The organism is Streptomyces triticisoli, from assembly GCF_003270085.1.
Classification (GTDB): domain Bacteria; phylum Actinomycetota; class Actinomycetes; order Streptomycetales; family Streptomycetaceae; genus Streptomyces; species Streptomyces triticisoli.
In genome coordinates, this window is sequence record NZ_QFDQ01000007.1 from 17,657 (window position 1) to 35,693 (window position 18,037).

An 18,037-nucleotide genomic window follows, 5' to 3' on the forward strand; every position below is an offset into this window, starting at 1 on the left:
CGGAAGGCGTCTCAGCAGGCGGATGAATTTCCATACCGTCTGCCCAAATTGACCCCCCAGGTCTACTCTGGACTCGTGCCGGAGGACGTGGGGGGCACGCCGTTTCCTGACGGCTGGGAGCCCGACGACGACCACGACCGCGGGGTGTCGGACGAAGAGTTCGCCTCCGTGGTCTTCGACGAGGCCTTCGTACGGGCGGCCGTGATCCACGAGCCGACCGCCGTCGAGCGTCTCCTGGCCGCGGCCCAGGCCAGGGCCGAGGCCACCGAGGCCGAGACCCGCCGCACGCACGCCAGAGGCGAGCGCTACGAGGACGGGTACGGCTCTGACGGCCGCGACGGCCGCGACTTCGGCCACGACCGGTACCTCGACGACCTGGACGACCGCGACGACCCCGACGTCCTCGAAGGCCGCTACGGCACCCCGCGGCCCTTCGGCAAACAGGTCCGCTGGCACCGTCCCGTCGCCTGGGTGCTCGCCCTCGTCATGGGCGTCGGCATGGTGGCGCTGGCCTTCGCGGCGGTCTACCGGGGCGGCGGCTCCTCCGGCAGCCGCGACCAGGTCCCGCCGCCCGCCTCCACGGGCCTGGAACAGGGCGGCGCGGCAGTGCCCTCCGCATCCGCCGACTACTCCCAGCCGGCCGTCCCCGCAGTCCCGCGCACCCCCTGACAGCCGGGCCGCCGTGCTGGTCACTCCTGGTGGCGTACCTGGTGAGAACCTGTCAGAACTTGTCGCACAGCAGGGCGTTTACCGGGGCTTCCGGAGGCCCACCCTGAAGGTATGGGAGGGCCTGGAGACCCACCTGAGGGGACACCCGAGGGCGCCCCGGGAGGTGCGGAGGACGAATACCGATCCGTCGTCTTCGACGAGTCGTTCGTCCGCGCTGCCCGCCTCCAGGAGTACTCCGCGCAGGAGCGGATGACCGAGCACACCCCCGCCGTGCGCCGCCGCCCGCCGCTGCGCCGCGGACTGCCCCGGCAGGCGCTGATCCTCGTCCTGCTGATCACCCTCGCCTTCGGCACCGCGATCTACCTGGGCGTACGGCACCCCTACCAGGCCGCACAGGCCCAGCAGCCCGTCGACCCGCTGCGGATGACCGTCGTCCCGCTCGCCCCGCGGGGCAAGGTGCCCGGGGCCGTCGACCCCGAGTTCCTGTACGCGCACAGTCCGGCCGCCCGGTTCGACGTCGGCGCCGAGGGCGTCCCGCTGCCCGTGGCCCGGCGCACCGCGCACTTCTCCAGCAGCCAGATCGTCACCGCCCTGTCCACCGCCAAGGACTACATCGTCGCCTCCTCCCTCAACCCGGAGGTGCTCACCGGCGGCCAGACCCACCCCGTGCGGGCCCTGCTCGACCCCGGCCAGCTCGACCAGTTCGACCAGAGCGTCGACGCCCCCGCCGCCGACGGGCGGCACGCACCCACCGGCTGGCTGGTTCGCTTCGACCCGGCCCGGGTCGAGCTGGCCGACCGCCGGATCCGGGCGCGGGGCAGCCTGCAGGCCGCCGAGACCGACGCCACCACCCTGGAGGTCGGAGCCGACCACACCGTCGTCTACGCGCTGAAGCCGGCCGGCTCCGCCGCGGGGGCACCGGTCTCGCTGTTCACCGTCCGGCGCGAGCTGCAGTTCCGCTTCACCCACGACGACCTGCGGCTGCACCAGGCCCAGCTGATCGCCTCCTACGTCCAGGCCGGCCCGCTGTCCTGCGCCGAGGACACCACCGGCCACTTCCGGCCGCTGCTGGCCGGCCAGACCGCCAAGGCGGGCGGCCCGGCCGGCACGGACCCCTACGCCACGGACAACGCCACGGCCCTGTGCGGGGCCCTGGCGCCGAGTGCCCAGCCGCGGGTGTGAGGCCGCCGGGCGGTGAGCGCCCGGGACGCTCCCGCGGATGCCACGTGGCCTCAGTCCCCGGCCTCAGTCCCCGGCCTCAGTCCTCGTCGCGCGGCGGGGTGTCGGAGGGCGGCTGCTCCTTCGGACGGCTGTTGGACGAGGCCGGGCCGGTGAAGCCGCTGAAGCCGCGCCGCACCCGGTCGCCCAGGTCGCCGGCGCCGCCCGCCAGGTCGCTGACCAGCTTCATCAGCGGGTCCTTGGAGCTCTTGACGTGGTTGGCGTAGTGCGCCGCCGAGTCACGGAAGGAGTCGCCGACCGAGGCGTCCTTGTCCTCGGTGCGGCGCGGGTAGTGGCCGTCCATGACCCGCTGGTAGTCGCGGGACTCGGCCCACTTCTTCAGCTCGGCCGCCCGCACGGTGGTGAAGGGGTGGGAGCGCGGCAGCACATTGAGGATCTTCAGCACGGAGTCGCGCAGGTCGCCCCCGGACTCGTACTCCTCGGCCTGCGCGAGGAACGCGTCCACGTTCATCTGGTGCAGGTGGTTGCCGCCCGCTATCTTCATCAGGCCGCGCATGGACGCCCGCAGGTCCTGCCCGACCAGCAGACCGGCCCGGTCGGCCGACAGCTCCGACTTGCGGAACCACTCGCGCAGCGCCGTGACGATCGCCATGATCGCCAGGTTGCCCAGCGGGATCCAGGCGACCCGCACGGCCAGGCTCGTCAGGAACAGCAGGATCGTGCGGTACACCGCGTGGCCGGACAGGGCGTGTCCCACCTCGTGGCCGATGACCGCCCGCATCTCCTCCTCGTCGAGCAGCTCGACCAGGCCGGTGGTGACGACGATGATCGGCTCGTCCAGGCCGATGCACATCGCGTTGGGCTGGGGGTCCTGGCTGACGTACATCGGCGGGACCTTCTCCAGGTCCAGGATGTAGCAGGCGTCCCGCAGCATGTCGTTCAGATGCGTGAACTGCTGGTCCGAGACGCGTACCGAGTCGGACAGGAACAGCAGCCTGAGACTGCGCTCGGGCAGCAGGCCGCTGAGGGCCTTGAACACCGTGTCGAAGCCGCTCAGCTTGCGCAGAGCGACCAGGGCCGAGCGGTCGGCCGGATGCTCGTACGCCCGTGAGGAGATCCCCGGGAAGCGCGTGCGCTGCCGGCCCGGCACGTGCTCGTGCCCGCCCTGCTCGTGACCGTCGTCGGACATGTGGTCCCCCATGTCTGTGAGTGTCCCAAAGCGCCCCCGAAGCAGCGCCAAGCCTAGGCGGAGATACCGTGGACGGGCAGTGTCACGAAGGAGTCCGCGCCATGGAGCAGTACTACCCCGCGGCCGCCTGGCTCACCGAGGCCGCCGCCCGGCACCAGGGAGGCGGCTACCTGCTCCGCGCCGTACTGATCGTCATGGCCCTGGGCTGCGTCCTCACCGGCTGGTTCCTCCTCCGCGGCTACAAACGGAACGACGACTGAGCCCGCGGAAAGGTTCCCGGCACCGGCCGGACCGGCGATGACGGAGTCGGCGTGAGCGCTGTGGAGGCGGTTGCTTACGATGGGCCGACATCCTTGCCCGCCCACACCCGGATAGGTTCTGCCGAAGATGAGCTTCCCCAGTGCCGCTACCCAGTTGGTCGACCTCGCCCAGGGCGGGGGCAGCAACCACGAGAGCCTCGACCCCCTCCTCACCGGTGGCGGCGCGCTTTTCGTCCTGCTGCTCCTGCTGTGGATCACCACCCGCTTCAACCGGGACCGCTGAGTCCCGGCCCGTCCCGTCCCCGGGAACTGCCCGGAGGAGTCCTCGGACCGGGCCGGTAGGGTCTGCCGCATGGGAGAGCAGGACATGCCTACCGGTCCGGCGAGTGACACGGTGAAACACCCCGAACGCGGGCCCGGTGGCGGCCCCGCGGAGTCGGGCAAGCGCCGCCTGGGCGTCATGGGCGGAACGTTCGACCCGATCCACCACGGACACCTCGTGGCGGCCAGCGAGGTCGCCGCGCAGTTCCACCTGGACGAGGTGGTGTTCGTCCCCACCGGCCAGCCCTGGCAGAAGACCCACCGCCACGTCTCCCCGGCCGAGGACCGCTATCTGATGACGGTCATCGCGACCGCCGAGAACCCGCAGTTCTCCGTGAGCCGTATCGACATCGACCGCGGCGGCCCCACCTACACCGTGGACACCCTGCGCGACCTGCGCGCCCTCAACCCCGACACGGACCTGTTCTTCATCACCGGCGCCGACGCGCTCGCCCAGATCCTCACCTGGCGGGACTCCGAGGAACTGTTCTCCCTCGCGCACTTCATCGGCGTCACCCGGCCCGGCCACCACCTGACCGACCCCGGCCTTCCCGAGGGCGGCGTCTCGCTCGTCGAGGTCCCCGCCCTCGCCATCTCCTCCACGGACTGCCGGGCGAGAGTCGCCAAGGGCGAACCGGTCTGGTATCTGGTGCCGGACGGAGTGGTGCGCTACATCGACAAACGCAAGCTGTACCGCGGCGAGTGAGGCGAGTGAGCCGAGAGGGGCACCGGTGAACGACCGATACGACGCTGGGTACGGGGACAACGGTTACGAGCTCGTCGGCTACGACGAGTACGGTCGGCCTGTCTACCGGCAGGTCCCGGCGCAGCAGACTCCGCAGCAGACCTACGACGCGTACGGACAGCAGGACTACGGCTACGGCTACGACCCGTACGCGACGGGCGGTCGGCAGCAGCCGGGTCCCTCCCCTTATGGCGCCGGCCACGACGGCACCGGCCACGACGGCACCGGTCACGACGGCGGCCACCACACGGGCCGGCAGGCAGCCGTCCCCTCCTCCTACGACCAGCACGCCCAGCACGACCAGCACGCCCCGTACGACCCGTACGGGACGTACGACTCCCACGCCCACCACGCCGCCCAGGGTTCCTACGACCCCTACGGCCGGACCGCGACCAGCGGGCCGCAGCCCCGGGTCGCCGAGCAGACCGCCCACATCCCGCAGCAGACCGGCCCCGCGGACGCCGACCGGGCGGAGCGGGGACCGGACCGGGACGCCACGGACGAGCCGGAGTACCGCACCGAGCAGTTCGCCTTCGTCGAGGAGCCGACGGACGACTCCGAAGACGTCATCGACTGGCTGAAGTTCACCGAGAACCGCACCGAGCGCCGCGAGGAGGCCCGCCGCCGCGCCCGCAGCCGTCTCATCGCCCTGACCGTCGTTTTCGCACTGGTCGCGGCGGGCGGCGTCGGCTACCTCTGGTACGCCGGCAAGCTGCCCGGCCTGTCGTCGTCCGGCGCCAGGACCGGCACCGAGGCCGCCACCGGCGCCCAGAAACGCGACGTGATCGTCGTCCACCTGCACAACACCGACAAGGGCGGCACCTCCACGGCGCTGCTCGTCGACAACGCCACCAGCAAGCAGGGCACCACCGTCCTGCTGCCCAACTCCCTGGCCCTGACGGCCGACGACGGCAGCACCACGACCCTCGCCAAGTCGGTCCAGGACGACGGCTCCTCGGGCACCCGCGAACAGCTCGACACCATCCTCGGCACCAGCATCCAGGGCACCTGGCGCCTGGACACCCCCTACCTGCAGAACCTCGTCGACCTGGTCGGCAACATCGACGTCGACACCAACGCCGACGTACCCGACCCGGACGCCAAGAAGAAGGGCACCGCACCCCTGGTCCGCAAGGGCAAGAAGCAGACCCTCAGCGGGAAGACGGCCGTCGCCTACGCCACCTACCAGGCCTCCGGTGAGTCACAGAACGCCCAGCTGGAGCGGTTCGGCCAGGTGATGCAGAGCGTGCTGCGCAAGATGTCCTCCGAAGCCTCGACCGCGACCACGACGGTGCAGACGCTGCAGCAGATCCTCGACCCCTCGCTCACCGACAACGACCTCGGCACCTTCCTCGCCAAGCTCGCCGAACTCGCCAAGGGCGGCGACTACAGGACGGCGCTGCTGCCGGTGCAGGCCGACGGCACGCTGAGCGAGCAGACCAGCGACAGCGTGGTCAAGGACATCCTGGGCGGCACCGCGAAGAGCCCCGACCAGTCCTCGGCCGTCCGTGTCTCCGTGCAGAACGCCTCCGGCACCAGGGACAACACCGAGAAGGCCCGCGTCGTCCTCCTCAACGGCGGCTTCACCTTCCTGGAGGGCGGCACCGCCTCCGCCGCCCAGTCGACGTCCAAGGTCGTGTACTCCGACGCCGCCGGCAAGGAGAACGCCACCGAGGTCGCCAAGACCCTGGGGCTGCCCACCACCGCGGTGACCAAGGGCACGGTGACCTCCAGCGCCGACGTCTCGGTCGTCCTCGGCCAGGACTACAAGCCCTCGTCAGCCCAGTGATCCCTTAATCGCGTGGGGTTCCGTCGGCGGTCCGTGAGACCCTTGACGTCAAGTGACCGCCGACGGAAAGCCCTGTAGTGACCGCGACCGACCGTTCCCTTGAGCTCATCAACACCGCCGCCCAGGCGGCAGCCGACAAGCTCGCGCACGACATCATCGCCTACGACGTCAGCGACGTGCTGTCGATCACGGACGCCTTCCTGCTGGCGTCCGCGCCCAACGACCGCCAGGTCAAGTCGATCGTCGACGAGATCGAGGAGCGGCTGCTGAAGGAGCTCGGCGTCAAGCCGGTGCGCCGCGAGGGCGACCGCGAGGCCCGCTGGGTCCTGCTCGACTACGTCGACATCGTCGTCCACGTCCAGCACAGCGAGGAGCGCGTCTTCTACGCCCTGGAGCGGCTGTGGAAGGACTGTCCCGAGCTCGAACTGCCCGCCGACGCCAAGGCCAGCCGGGGCAGGGCGGAGGAGCACACCAGGCAGCAGGCCGCCGAGGAGTCGGCGGAGCTGGACGGTGACCGCCGGTGAGCGGCGCCGGTGAGGGGACCGGCAGGACGCCGGCCCGGGGGCGCCGCATCATTCTGTGGCGGCACGGCCAGACCTCCTGGAACGTGGAGCGCCGCTTCCAGGGCAGCACGGACGTCGAGCTGACCGAGACCGGCGTCGGCCAGGCCCGCCGCGCCGCCCGGCTGCTGGCCTCCCTCGGGCCCGACGTGATCATCTCCTCCGACCTGAAGCGCGCCGCGCGCACGGCCGCCGAGCTGTCCGTGCTCACCGGCCTGGAGGTGGCCCGGGACGAGGGCCTGCGCGAGACCTACGCGGGCGTCTGGCAGGGCCTGACGCACGAGGAGATCATCGACCGGTACGGCGAGGAGTACGCCGCGTGGAAGCGCGGCGAGCCGGTGCGCCGCGGCGGCGGCGAACTGGAGACCGAGGTCGCCGACCGCGCCGCCCCCGTGGTGCTGCGGCATGTGGAGAAGCTGCCCGAGGACGGCACGCTCGTGGTGGTCAGCCACGGCGGCACCATCCGCACCACCATCGGGCGCCTCCTCGGCCTGGAACCCCACCACTGGGAGGGCCTGGGCGGCCTCTCCAACTGCTGCTGGTCCGTCCTCGGCGAGGGCGCCCGGGGCTGGCGGCTGCTGGAGCACAACGCCGGCACGCTGCCCGAACCCGTCCTCGGAGACGACGACTGAGCCGCCCCTGCCGCACACGACCCGGATTTCACTTTCCGGCAGGTCGCAGGCTAAAGTTCTTCTTGTTCGCCCCGCTGAGCGGGACGAAACACCATGCGGCTCCGCCGCGTGGCACAAGGGGCTATAGCTCAGTTGGTAGAGCGCCTGCATGGCATGCAGGAGGTCAGGAGTTCAATTCTCCTTAGCTCCACAGCTTCAAGATCGGCCGACGCTCTGTTGAGTTGTCCGAGTTCTCGAAGACCGGTTGTCGGAATCCCGTCCCTCAGGGGCGGGATTTTTGTGTTCCACATGCGGACGCCCCGCTCGGTCAGCTGATCGGGGTCGCGGTGTTCGGCGCACTGTTCCCGAACCGGCTTGAGTCACTTGGGTCCCGGAGGCGTATACCTCTGCGAGGGCGCTCTCGGAGTGCGTGTACGTGCTGGCCGGGACGGCCGCGGCGGGTGTCGTGGCCGGACTGGTACCGAGGCGTCGCTGACCGTATTGGTCCGGCCGTGGCAGAATCAAACCGCCGGATGGGGGCACGGCCCGACGGGAGGGAGTAGCGATGCCTGCGAGCATCATCGAGGAGGTCGGTCACCTCCTCGATGCGGCGTTGACACCAGATACGATCACCCGCCTCGTGTGCCCCTCCTGCGGTTCCCTCCATGTGGCCCAAGTCCTCGGCGACAACGGCGGGATCTCGTACGTGTGCACGGCCTGCGGCCACAGCTGGAGCTGACCCATGGGTGCACACAGGCGGAAGTGCGACTGGTGCGGCAGCGGCACCCCGATCGTCCGCGACATGGAGCCGATCAACCCCGACTACCAGTACTGGTGCGAGGAGTGCGCACGGGCGCTGATCATAAAGGGCGACCCGATCGAGACCTACCGGGAGCTGGAGGGCGAGCCGATCTACGGCCGGCTCCTGGAGGAGCACTGCACCCTCAAGCGGTTCTACTCCTTCGTGACGGCCTGACGACGGCCGCCCGGCCCGGCCGTGCCGACTCGTGTCGGCCCGTGCCGGGCGGAGCGAAACCGATTTGGTGTTGCACCCCCCGGACCGTGTAATGTTGGCGTCGTCGCCAGGGAGACCGGGCGACGTGGCCAATATGCGGTTCCGCGGTATGGCACAAGGGGCTATAGCTCAGTTGGTAGAGCGCCTGCATGGCATGCAGGAGGTCAGGAGTTCAATTCTCCTTAGCTCCACAAGAAGTGAGGGCGAGTCATCCGGACGGATGGCTCGCCCTCGGCGTATCTCCGGTCGCGTGTACGGCGGCGGCACCAGGAGTCCCGCCGGGAGCGGCAACGCAGAACGGCGGGTCACCTCCTGAGGTGACCCGCCGTCGTGTGTGCTCAGCGGCCCAGGGCGCGGCGGCCGCGGCCTTGGGAGAGGACCGGCAGGTTGCGGGACGGGGCCTGCGAGCGGGTGTCCTCCTCCAGGCGCAGGGCCAGCGCCGGGCACCGGCGTACGGCACGCAGGGCCTTGGCCTCCGCGTAGCGCGGCACCTTCGCCTGGGCGACGGTCGGGAATCCGTCGGCACCCAGTTCGAAGACCTCGGGGAGGATGTCCGCGCACAGGCCGTGGCCCCGGCACAGCGTCCAGTCGACGTAGATCTTCTGACGGCTGGCAGCGTTCTCCTCGCTCTCGCCGCCCGGGATGCCCGTAGGGGCCCTGCCCCCCTCGAAGAGCGGCAGAACGCCCTCCACGGGCCGCCCGCAGCCGTTGCCGAGGACATGGGCGGCCAGGTCGTCCGTGAACGCCTTGATGGTCGACTCCAGGAACATCGCCGAGCCGTCCGGGTGCGAGCACGCGCCGCGCCGCTTGACGTTCTTGGCGACCTGCTTGAGGGCCTCCAGGGCGGCGGGTCCGCCGCCGTTGAGGATGTCCTCCATCCCGCGCGCGGCGGCCGGCAGGCCGAGGTAGCAGGGGCCGCACTGGCCCGCGCTCTCCTCCGCCAGCCACTTCGCCACCTGCAGGGACTCGCCGAGCGGGCAGGTCTCCTGGCTGATCGGCAGAATCGCCCCGGCGCCGAGCGAACCGCCCACCGCGTCCAGCGAGTTGCGCGAGACGATCGCCTCGTTCACGGTCGCCGCGTCGATCCACTTGCCGTGGTAGCCGCCGGTCAGCACGCCCTGCGGCACCGGCGGCGCGCCGGCGAGCTGGAGGACGTAGCGCAGCGGAACGCCCGTGGGGACCTCGATCACCATGGGGCGTGCGACGGCGCCGGAGACCGTCAGCATGACGGTGCCCGGCTCGTCGTACAGGCCGGTGTTGCCGTAGCGCTCCGGGCCGATGCGAGCGCCGATCGCCAGCTGGGCGAAGGTCTCGGCGTTGGACAGCAGGGTGGGAGCGCCGCCCACGCCGTTCTGCGAGGCACTGCTCTTGCGGCCCGGAGGGATGGCCGGGCCACCGTCGATGGAACGGATCAGCGAGGCGGCCGCACCGGTCACCATGCGCACCGGGTTGCGCTGCACGCTCGCGCGCAGTGCCGATCTGCGGCTGTTGCTCAGACCGCGTTCGGCGAGCGCGGCCTCCATGGAACGCTGGGTGGACTCCCTGGTGACACCCACCACGAGCATGCGGGCGCCGAGGGCCTCCGCGCACAGCAGGGCGCCGTCCAGGATGAGGTGCGGGGCACGGTTGATCAGGACCGTGTCCTTGCGGCAGGCCGGCTCGTCCTCGCTTCCGTTGACGACGACGACCGGTCGTACGCCGCGTTTGATCGCCGCGTCGGCGACCGAGCGCAGCTTCCTGTGGAAGGGGAAGCCCGCGCCGCCGCGGCCCTTCAGGTTGATGGACTCGGCGAGCTGCGCGAGCTGCTCGCCGCCCATTGGTTCAAGCGGCCCGTGCACCTTCAGGTGCATGGGCAGATCGAGTCTTTCGACAAGGTCGAAGCCCGACGTGAGCTGGGGAAGACCGACCACGCGGACTTCGGGGACGTCGGGCAGGGCCTCGTTCACCGGTAGCCTCCGGAAGGCGTGTTCCAAGGTTCGCCCGAACCGGGCGCGTCGTAGGAAGCGCCGGGGGGTGTTTCTGTGGCGGGACCGCTGTTGTACGTATCACTCGGGTTGTACGTGCCGTAGGGCGTGTTCGTCTCACCGGTGTCGTACACATCACGTCCGCCGTACGCGTTCGCGCCCGGACTGTTGTAGGTCGGGATGTTGTATCCCGTGTCGTTCAGCGGGTCGTAGGCCGACGGGGGTGCCTCGCCGACGGGCGGCGGGGAGGGGATCGGCCAGCTGCCCGGTGTGCCGCCGGCGCCGTCCAAGCGCGGCATCGCCTCCGTGGCCTGCAGGTCGAGCGGCGTGTTCACGCGCGCGGTCAGGTCGGCCGGCTGCCCACCGCCCGGAGGGGGCGGGGCGGCCCGGTAGGCGGCCGCGAAGCCGGGGAGGGGCTCGGGGTTCGCGGCGGGCGCGGGAGTGTCGTACAGCGGCGAGGAGGGGCCCGGAACACGCGGCAGGGCCCCTGTCGTGTCGGCACGCGAGGGCTTCGTCCCGCGCGCGTTCCCGTAGCCCGGCAGGGCGGACTCCGACACCCTGGCGCGGCTCGCTTCCAGGGCGTCCAGCTCGGACCGTTCTCCGCCGTCCAGGACCGACATCAGCCGGTCGGCGAGCTTGCGCTTGACCGGGCGCGGCGCCGCGCGCACGGCCAGGGCCGCCATGACGCCCAGCAGGCACAGGCTGTAGAGGATCATGAAGATCGGCTTGGCCGCCCGGCCCGCGTACAGGCCGTGCACCAGCGCCGCGCACCAGGCGGGGTAGGCCAGCATGTGCATCGCCCGCCAGCGTGCCGCCACCGGCGCCGGGGACGCGAAGCGGTTGCGCAGCACGCCGGTGGCGCCGACGAAGATCATGAGCATGGCGGCCAGGGTGCCGAGGCCGATCAGGAAGGCCGTGCCGATGGGGTCGTCACTCGTGAGGAAGAGTCCGAAGGGGAGCACCGCGGCGATCCAGCCGGTGTGCTCCAGCACCAGCTTCGTCACGATGTGCACGAGGAGGAACACGATGGAGGCGACAGCGGTCGCTCGGTGAATGGCCTGCGCGGTGATCCGCTGGCGGGTGTTGAGGATGATCCGGTCCTGGGCGACGAGTCCCCAGATCACCGAACAGGTGAGGCAGACGAGGGACAGGACGCCGGCGCCGAAGTTGAGGAACTCCAGGATCCTGTCGTCCAACGTGCTGTCGTTGGGGTCCGTCGTCACGACATGTCTCCCGTCATCACGATGGGGGGTGTGGACGACAGAGTGGCAGCGGCCGCCGTCCCGGAGGCCGGTGGGCCGGGCCTGGGCGGCGAGCTGCTGTGAGGACGAGGGTTCATGGGGGCAACTCCGAACGGTTCGGGAAAGCGGTCCCGCTGCCGCACTCTAAGTGGCTCCATACCGGGGGGTAGGGCGTTTGAGTCATTGCGTTGTCATCACGGGCTGCGAGGGGGCTTGTGATGTCCCTTAGCAGCTGTTACGCCAGGTAACAGTTGAACGTTGTTCAAGTTTTCGAGGCCTTCACAACTCTCAGGTACGGAGTTCGGGGCGTCGTTGTTCACGCGCGGCCCCCTCGAAAGCCCGTCGCGACGCGCTCCGGCACTGCGGTACCCTGACGCCATGCGTGCCGTATGCCTTCTGCTTGGCGAGCCGCGCTGATCAGTCCCGGCCGCCGGATCGATCCGGTGGTCGGCATCGGCGCGGCGTCCCCTCCTGTGCGAGGGGATTTTTCATTTCCGAAAGTCGCAGCCGTGGGCAGAGACGATCGATGGAGCTTTGAGGACCATGAGCGAGACGAACCCCGCTGCCCCCTCCGAGGTGGCAGCGCCGCACCGCTACACGGCCGCCATGGCGGCCGGGATCGAGGCACGCTGGCAGGACTTCTGGGACGCCGAGGGCACGTACGCCGCGCCGAACCCCACGGGTGACCTGGCCGGCGACCCCGAGCTGGTCGCCAGGCCCAAGAAGTTCATCATGGACATGTTCCCGTACCCCTCCGGTGCGGGCCTGCACGTCGGCCATCCCCTGGGCTACATCGCGACCGACGTCTACGCCCGGTTCCAGCGGATGACCGGCCACAACGTCCTGCACACCCTGGGCTTCGACGCCTTCGGCCTGCCCGCCGAGCAGTACGCCGTGCAGACCGGCACGCACCCGCGCGTGTCCACCGAGGCCAACATCGAGAACATGAAGGCCCAGCTGCACCGGCTGGGCATGGGCTACGACAAGCGCAGGTCGTTCGCCACGATCGACCCGGACTACTACAAGTGGACCCAGTGGATCTTCCTGCAGATCTTCAACTCCTGGTACGACGACGAGGCGAAGAAGGCCCGCCCGATCTCCCAGCTGATCGCCCAGTTCGAGTCCGGTGAGCGGACCGTGCCGGGGCACACGCGCGCGTGGCACGAGCTGAGCAACGTCGAGCGCGCCGAGGTTCTGGGCGAGTTCCGCCTGGCCTACGCCTCCGACGCGCCCGTCAACTGGTGCCCCGGCCTCGGCACGGTGCTGGCCAACGAGGAGGTCACCGCCGACGGCCGCTCCGAGCGCGGCAACTTCCCGGTCTTCAAGGCCGAGCTGCGCCAGTGGAACATGCGCATCACGGCCTACGCCGACCGGCTGCTGGAGGACCTGGAGGAGCTGGACTGGCCCGAGGCCATCAAGCTGCAGCAGCGCAACTGGATCGGCCGCTCCGAGGGCGCCCGCGTCGACTTCCCGATCGACGGCGAGCACGTCACGATCTTCACCACCCGCCAGGACACCCTGTTCGGCGCCACCTACATGGTGCTGGCGCCCGAGCACCCACTGGTGGAGAAGCACACCCCGGCCGCCTGGCCCGAGGGTACGCACGAGGTGTGGACCGGCGGCCACGCCACCCCCGCCGAGGCGGTCGCCGCCTACCGCGCGCAGGCCGCTTCCAAGTCCGACGTCGAACGACAGGCCGAAGCCAAGGACAAGACCGGCGTCTTCACCGGCGCGTTCGCGACCAACCCGGTCAACGGCGAGCAGATCCCGGTCTTCATCGCCGACTACGTCCTGATGGGCTACGGCACCGGCGCGATCATGGCCGTCCCGGCACACGACTCCCGCGACTTCGCCTTCGCACGCGCCTTCGAGCTGCCGATGCGCTGCGTCGTGGATCCGAGCACGGCATCCGACAGCGGCTCCGCCGCGGGCCGGAGCACGGACCCGTCCACCTGGGACGACTCCTTCGACTCGTACGACGCGAAGATCATCAACTCCTCCAGTGACGACGTGAAGCTGGACGGCCTGAGCGTCGTCGACGCCAAGGCGCGCATCACCGAATGGCTGGAGCGCAAGGGCATCGGCGAAGGCACCGTCAACTTCCGCCTGCGCGACTGGCTGTTCAGCCGCCAGCGCTACTGGGGCGAGCCCTTCCCCATCGTCTACGACGAGGACGGCGTCGCCCACGCGCTGCCCGAGTCGATGCTGCCGCTGGAGCTGCCCGAGGTCGAGGACTACTCGCCGCGCACCTTCGACCCCGACGACGCCGACACCCACCCCGAGACGCCGCTGTCGCGCAACGAGGAGTGGGTCGACGTCACCCTGGACCTGGGCGACGGGCCGAAGAAGTACCGCCGCGAGACCAACACCATGCCCAACTGGGCCGGCTCCTGCTGGTACGAGTTCCGCTACCTGGACCCCCACAACGACGGCAAACTGGTCGACCCGGAGATCGAGCGCTACTGGATGGGGCCGCGCGAGGGCATGCCGCACGGCGGCGTCGACCTGTACGTCGGCGGCGCCGAGCACGCCGTGCTGCACCTGCTGTACGCGCGCTTCTGGTCCAAGGTCCTGTACGACCTGGGGCACGTCTCCTCCGCCGAGCCGTTCCACAAGCTGTTCAACCAGGGCATGATCCAGGCCTACGTCTACCGGGACAGCCGCGGCATCGCGGTGCCGGCCGCCGAGGTGGAGGAGCGCGACGGCGCCTACTACTACCAGGGCGAGAAGGTCTCCAGGCTGCTGGGCAAGATGGGCAAGTCCCTGAAGAACGCCGTCACCCCGGACGAGATCTGCGCCGAGTACGGGGCCGACACGCTGCGCCTGTACGAGATGGCCATGGGCCCGCTGGACGTCTCCCGGCCGTGGGACACGCGCGCGGTGGTGGGGCAGTTCCGGCTGCTGCAGCGGCTGTGGCGCAACATCGTCGACGAGACCACCGGCGAGGTCACCGTCACCGACGCCGAGCCCGGCGAGGAGACGCTGCGCGCCCTGCACAAGGCGATCGACGGGGTACGCCAGGACCTGGAGGGACTGCGCTTCAACACCGCCATCGCCAAGGTGACGGAGCTGAACAACCACCTGACCAAGGCGGCCGGCGCGGTGCCGCGCTCGGTGGCCGAGGCGCTGGTGCTGATGGTCGCGCCGCTGGCCCCGCACATCGCCGAGGAGCTGTGGCGCAAGCTGGGCCACACCGGCTCCGTCGTCCACCAGGACTTCCCCGTCGCCGACCCGGCGTACGCCGTGGACGAGGCCGTGACCTGCGTCGTGCAGATCAAGGGCAAGGTCAAGGCGCGCCTGGAGGTCTCCCCGTCCATCACGGAGGAGGAGCTGGAGAAGGTCGCGCTGGCCGACGAGAGGGTCGTCGCGGCGCTCGACGGCGCGGGCATCCGCAAGGTGATCGTCAGGGCGCCGAAGCTGGTCAACATCGTGCCGGCGTGACCGCGTGACCGCGTGACCGCGTGAGGGCCGGGGCATGAATGCCTCGGGGTAGTCCCCTACGGGCAGGTTCGGGGTTCATCCGGAACCCGGGACCTGCCCGTTGCGTTTACCGTGGAGGAGCGGCGCGATCGTGCCGCCGCAGCCGGAGGAGGAGCGCCGTGGAAGCCGTCATCACCTTCTTCACCCTGCTCTTCGTGTTTTTCCTGGTCTTCGGCGTCTACGCCACGGTGAAGGTGGTCGGCGCCGCCAAGCGCGGTGTGGACCGCACCCTCACCCAGGCCCGCCGCACGGTCGAGGACCACACCCTGCGGGCCAAGTCCTTCGCCCAGCCCGGCCCGGCGGGCGAACTGGCCCAGCTCCGGCTCACCCTGCGCACCTCGATGCGCGCCACGCAGGACGCCCTGGACGCGGGCGTGCGCGAGGACGAGTCCCTCAAGGAGTCCGTCGCCCTGTTCGAGCGCCTCAGCGCGCACGGACACGAACTGGACGGCGAGCTCAAGCGCCTGGAGGCCGAGCCGGACCGTACGACACTCGCCGAGCGGCTCCCCGCCCTGCGCGAGCGCACCCGGCGCATCACGGAATCGGCCGACTCCCTGCGCTGGGCCGCCCGCGACCGCGCCCGCCGCTTCGCCGACGACGACCTGGATGCACTGAGCGCCCAGATCGACGTGGAGGCCGGCGCGCTGCGCCACTGGACCCAGGCCGAGCCGCAGGCCGCACCCGGGCCCTGGCCCGCGCCCCCGGCCGCCGAAGCGGGCCCGCAGACCTGGCCCGGGGCCCCGTGTCCGGCCTCCGACCAGGAGCCTGCCCGGCCCGCCATCACCCCGCCGGGCCGCCGCCCCACCTACCCCTGGCAGAAGAAGGCCCGCCCCGAGAGCACGACGTGATCGACGCTATCGACGCGATCGCGGCATGATCCGGCCACGTGTGACCCGCTGAGAAGGGCCCGGGCTGCCGTCGGAGCGCTACGGCAGGTAACCTCCAGCTCATGTCCCGCCATGTCGCGATCGTCACCGATTCAACGGCCTACCTGCCGCCGCGGACGATGGAGCGCCACGGCATCACCGCGGTTCCGCTGACCGTGGTCCTCGGCGACCAGGCGCTCGAAGAGGGCACCGAGATCTCGACGCGTTCACTCGCCCAGGCGCTGCAGAAGCGGCGGCCCGTCACCACTTCACGTCCCAGCCCCGAGCTGTTCGCCGAGACCTACCGCAAGGTCGCGGAGTCCGGGGCGAGCGGCATCGTCTCCCTGCACCTGTCCGCGGAGCTCTCCGGCACCTACGACGCCGCGGTGCTCGCCGCGCGCGAGGCACCGGTGCCGGTACGAGTGGTGGACACCGGAATGATCGCGATGGCGCTCGGTTTCTGCGCCCTGGCCGCAGCCGAGGTCGCCGAGGCCGACGGCACGGTGGACGAGGCGGTCACGGCCGCGGAGAAGCGTGCCGGGGGCACCTCCGCGTTCTTCTACGTCGACACACTCGACTATCTGCGCCGCGGCGGCCGTATCGGGGCCGCGCAGGCGCTGCTGGGTTCCGCGCTCGCGGTGAAACCGCTGCTGCAGCTGCAGGGTGGCCGTATCGAACCGCTGGAGAAGGTCCGCACCGCCTCGAAGGCGATCGCCCGGCTGGAGGAGATCGTGGCCGAGCGTGCGGGCGGCGCCGACGTGGACATCGCCGTCCACCATCTCGCCGCCCCCGACCGGGCGTCGGCCCTCGCGGACCGGCTGCGCACCCGGGTGTCCGGGCTGGCCGACCTGCACGTCAGCGAGGTCGGGGCGGTGATCGGCGCGCACACCGGGCCGGGGCTGCTGGGAGCCGTGGTCTCGCCCCGGTAACTCGTCCGGGTGACGGAGTTATCCACAACTGGCGGGTAATCCCCGAGAATTGAGCAAGATCAACGCGAAAGTGCCGGGTTGCCCGATGCTCCCCGCATGGCACTTCGATCACGCTCACGTACATCCGCAGCGACCAGCGGCCCGGGCCGCGCCCCCGCCTCGGACGGCCGCGCCCGCCACCGCCGCCGGCCGACCCGCCACGCCTCGGCCGAGGAACTGCGCCGACGCGCGCAGTCCCTCTTCGCCGAACGCGCCGTACGGGCAGGGGAGTCGGGAACCGGCCCGCCGGAAACCGCGGAGAAGCCCAAGCCAGGCCCGCACCCGGCGCCGTCGGCCCGGTCCGGCCGTCCCACACCGTCCTGGGCCACCCCGGACCCGGACCGGGTCGGCCACCCGGCGGGCGAGACCCACGCACCGCCAAGCGGCCCCCACCGGAACGAGGCCGGCCCCGGGCCCGGGCCTGCCAGGCAACACCTCCCGAGCCCGGCTGCGGTGGTTGGCGCGGGCCCGACCGGCGTAGCCGGCATGGGCCGTGCCGCCGTGGCCGACAGGGGTGCGCCAGTCGTGGTCGGCGCGGATCCCCCTGCCGCGGCCGGCGTTGGCCTTGTCGAGGGGAGCAAAGCGGGCTCGGCGGAGCTGGTCGACGTGGAGCCGGCCGGCGGGGCCGGTGCCGGCCGCGCTGAGACCGTGCCGGACTGGCGGGGGCGGATCGCGGGAGCGGTGCGGGAGCGGATGCCGTTGTGGTTGCAGGCGCGGTGCGGGCTGGAACGCAGGAACGTGGTGGCACTCACGGCGCTGCTCGCCGTTGCCGCGGTTCTCGCCGCGCAGCACTTCTGGACCGGTCGCACCCAGACCGTCCAAACGCCCGAGATGGTGCGGGCCGTGGCTCCTCGTCAGCACCAGGCGGAGGACAAGGCAACCGCTGCCACAGCGCCAGTCACTTCCATGGGTGCCCCCGCACCGGCCGGCACGGAGATCGTGGTGGACGTCAGCGGCAAGGTCCGGCGCCCCGGAATCCAGCGCCTGCCTGCCGGCTCACGGGTCGCCGACGCGCTGCAGGCGGCCGGTGGGGTACGCCCCGGCACCAACACCGACGGCCTCAACCGGGCCCGCTTCCTCGTGGACGGTGAACAGGTCGTCGTCGGCGGCCCGCCCCCGGCCGCGGACTCCGCCCCGCCCGGCACGGGCGCCGCCGGAGCGGCCGGTGCGGGCGCGGCGG

At 71.1% G+C, this 18,037-nt stretch carries 17 protein-coding genes and 2 tRNA genes; 16 read left to right on the top strand and 3 right to left on the bottom strand.

Annotated features, from left to right (window positions below):
- The first annotated feature begins 75 nt into the window (after window positions 1-75).
- Complete coding sequence (locus DEP02_RS01740) at window positions 76-669, top strand: SCO2584 family spore wall biosynthesis protein (RefSeq protein WP_438947713.1); 594 nt, start codon at window positions 76-78, stop codon at window positions 667-669.
- A gap of 111 nt (window positions 670-780) precedes the next feature.
- Window positions 781-1,851 carry an SCO2583 family membrane protein gene (locus DEP02_RS01745; RefSeq protein WP_112465529.1) on the top strand — a complete coding sequence of 357 codons (1,071 nt, stop codon included), beginning with the start codon at window positions 781-783 and terminating at the stop codon, window positions 1,849-1,851.
- A 76-nt stretch (window positions 1,852-1,927) separates the two neighbouring features.
- On the opposite strand, the gene DEP02_RS01750 is transcribed toward DEP02_RS01745, so the two are convergent.
- A complete protein-coding gene (locus DEP02_RS01750; RefSeq protein WP_232838916.1) occupies window positions 1,928-3,049 on the bottom strand; it encodes a M48 family metallopeptidase in 1,122 nt (373 codons plus the stop codon).
- An 89-nt stretch (window positions 3,050-3,138) separates the two neighbouring features.
- On the opposite strand from DEP02_RS01750, the gene DEP02_RS33810 reads away from it, so the two are divergent.
- The 10 genes from DEP02_RS33810 (at window position 3,139) to DEP02_RS01795 (ending at window position 8,529) form a co-directional block, all read left to right on the top strand.
- Complete coding sequence (locus DEP02_RS33810) at window positions 3,139-3,297, top strand: hypothetical protein (RefSeq protein WP_198668243.1); 159 nt, start codon at window positions 3,139-3,141, stop codon at window positions 3,295-3,297.
- 127 nt (window positions 3,298-3,424) lie between these two features.
- Window positions 3,425-3,580 carry a hypothetical protein gene (locus DEP02_RS33815; protein ID WP_198668244.1) on the top strand — a complete coding sequence of 52 codons (156 nt, stop codon included), beginning with the start codon at window positions 3,425-3,427 and terminating at the stop codon, window positions 3,578-3,580.
- Between the two features lie 69 nt (window positions 3,581-3,649).
- Entirely contained in the window at window positions 3,650-4,324 is a 675-nt protein-coding gene (gene nadD / locus DEP02_RS01755; protein WP_112465531.1) for a nicotinate-nucleotide adenylyltransferase, read from the top strand.
- 25 nt (window positions 4,325-4,349) lie between these two features.
- Complete coding sequence (locus tag DEP02_RS01760; protein ID WP_112465532.1) at window positions 4,350-6,152, top strand: LCP family protein; 1,803 nt, start codon at window positions 4,350-4,352, stop codon at window positions 6,150-6,152.
- A 77-nt stretch (window positions 6,153-6,229) separates the two neighbouring features.
- The gene (rsfS, locus tag DEP02_RS01765) at window positions 6,230-6,676 is read left to right on the top strand and encodes a ribosome silencing factor (protein ID WP_112465533.1); all 447 of its coding nucleotides are present in this window, start codon (window positions 6,230-6,232) and stop codon (window positions 6,674-6,676) included.
- A complete protein-coding gene (locus DEP02_RS01770) occupies window positions 6,673-7,344 on the top strand; it encodes a histidine phosphatase family protein (protein WP_112465534.1) in 672 nt (223 codons plus the stop codon). Before rsfS ends, DEP02_RS01770 begins: the two co-directional genes overlap by 4 nt.
- Before the next feature lie 117 nt (window positions 7,345-7,461).
- Window positions 7,462-7,534: transfer RNA gene (locus DEP02_RS01775), tRNA-Ala, on the top strand.
- Between the two features lie 354 nt (window positions 7,535-7,888).
- On the top strand, window positions 7,889-8,062 hold the full coding sequence (locus tag DEP02_RS01785; RefSeq protein WP_112465535.1) for a hypothetical protein: 174 nt from the start codon (window positions 7,889-7,891) through the stop codon (window positions 8,060-8,062).
- A 3-nt stretch (window positions 8,063-8,065) separates the two neighbouring features.
- Complete coding sequence (locus DEP02_RS01790; protein WP_006136074.1) at window positions 8,066-8,299, top strand: hypothetical protein; 234 nt, start codon at window positions 8,066-8,068, stop codon at window positions 8,297-8,299.
- A 157-nt stretch (window positions 8,300-8,456) separates the two neighbouring features.
- Window positions 8,457-8,529: transfer RNA gene (locus DEP02_RS01795), tRNA-Ala, on the top strand.
- A 147-nt stretch (window positions 8,530-8,676) separates the two neighbouring features.
- Here the strand turns inward: DEP02_RS01795 and DEP02_RS01800 are convergent.
- Together DEP02_RS01800 and DEP02_RS01805 are read right to left on the bottom strand one after the other, a co-directional pair.
- Window positions 8,677-10,284 (bottom strand): NADH-quinone oxidoreductase subunit NuoF family protein, encoded by a 1,608-nt coding sequence (locus DEP02_RS01800; protein ID WP_112465536.1) that lies wholly within the window; start codon window positions 10,282-10,284, stop codon window positions 8,677-8,679.
- Window positions 10,281-11,525, bottom strand: a complete 1,245-nt coding sequence (locus DEP02_RS01805) for a ferric reductase-like transmembrane domain-containing protein (protein WP_112465537.1) — start codon at window positions 11,523-11,525, stop codon at window positions 10,281-10,283. Before DEP02_RS01805 ends, DEP02_RS01800 begins: the two co-directional genes overlap by 4 nt.
- Before the next feature lie 561 nt (window positions 11,526-12,086).
- On the opposite strand from DEP02_RS01805, the gene leuS reads away from it, so the two are divergent.
- The 4 genes from leuS to DEP02_RS35740 form a co-directional block, all read left to right on the top strand.
- The gene (gene leuS / locus DEP02_RS01810; protein WP_112465538.1) at window positions 12,087-14,984 is read left to right on the top strand and encodes a leucine--tRNA ligase; all 2,898 of its coding nucleotides are present in this window, start codon (window positions 12,087-12,089) and stop codon (window positions 14,982-14,984) included.
- 158 nt (window positions 14,985-15,142) lie between these two features.
- Window positions 15,143-15,871, top strand: a complete 729-nt coding sequence (locus DEP02_RS01815) for a hypothetical protein (RefSeq protein ID WP_112465539.1) — start codon at window positions 15,143-15,145, stop codon at window positions 15,869-15,871.
- A gap of 101 nt (window positions 15,872-15,972) precedes the next feature.
- Complete coding sequence (locus DEP02_RS01820; RefSeq protein WP_112465540.1) at window positions 15,973-16,818, top strand: DegV family protein; 846 nt, start codon at window positions 15,973-15,975, stop codon at window positions 16,816-16,818.
- Window positions 16,819-17,505: 687 nt separating this feature from the next.
- Window positions 17,506-18,037: SLBB domain-containing protein (locus DEP02_RS35740; RefSeq protein WP_438947714.1), on the top strand; the 532-nt coding region annotated here is incomplete at its 3' end.